Origin of the sequence: Streptomyces fumanus (assembly GCF_014655295.1) — a bacterium.
In the GTDB taxonomy this organism is placed as follows: domain Bacteria; phylum Actinomycetota; class Actinomycetes; order Streptomycetales; family Streptomycetaceae; genus Streptomyces; species Streptomyces fumanus.
On sequence record NZ_BNBI01000042.1, the window covers coordinates 1 to 785 of the forward strand.

Annotated in this window: 1 protein-coding gene; it reads right to left on the reverse strand. The window is 64.1% G+C overall.

Features of this window, described 5'->3' with window-relative positions; all coding sequences use genetic code 11:
• On the reverse strand, positions 1-785 hold a 785-nt coding region (locus IE316_RS35205), incomplete at both ends, for a cbb3-type cytochrome c oxidase subunit I (protein ID WP_190208641.1).

Genomic DNA, 785 nt, shown 5'->3' on the forward strand with positions numbered 1-785 from the left:
GCGCCCAGCCAGTGCTGGACCAGGAAGGTGCCGTGGAAGCCGATGAACAGCGTCCAGAACGTGATCTTGCCGAGCCGCTCGTCGAGCATCTTGCCGGTCCACTTCGGCCACCAGAAGTGGAAGCCGGCGAACATCGCGAAGACGACCGTGCCGAAGACGACGTAGTGGAAGTGCGCCACCACGAAGTACGAGTCCGAGACGTGGAAGTCCAGCGGCGGGGCCGCCAGCAGCACACCGGTCAGACCACCGAAGAGGAAGGTGATCAGGAAGCCGGTGGACCACAGCATCGGCGTCTCGAAGGAGAGCGAGCCCTTCCACATCGTGCCGACCCAGTTGAAGAACTTCACACCGGTCGGGACGGCGATGAGGAACGTCATGAAGGAGAAGAACGGCAGCAGCACACCGCCCGTGACGTACATGTGGTGCGCCCACACCGTCACCGACAGACCCGCGATCGCGATGGTCGCGCCGATCAGGCCCATGTAGCCGAAGATCGGCTTGCGGGAGAAGACCGGGATGATCTCACTGACGATGCCGAAGAACGGCAGCGCGATGATGTACACCTCGGGGTGGCCGAAGAACCAGAACAGGTGCTGCCACAGCAGCGATCCGCCGTTGGCCGGGTCGAAGACGTGGGCACCGAACTTGCGGTCCGCCTCCAGCGCGAACAGCGCCGCCGCCAGCACCGGGAAGGCCAGCAGCACCAGCACACCGGTCAGCAGCACGTTCCAGGTGAAGATCGGCATCCGGAACATCGTCATGCCGGGCGCGCGCATGCAGATGAT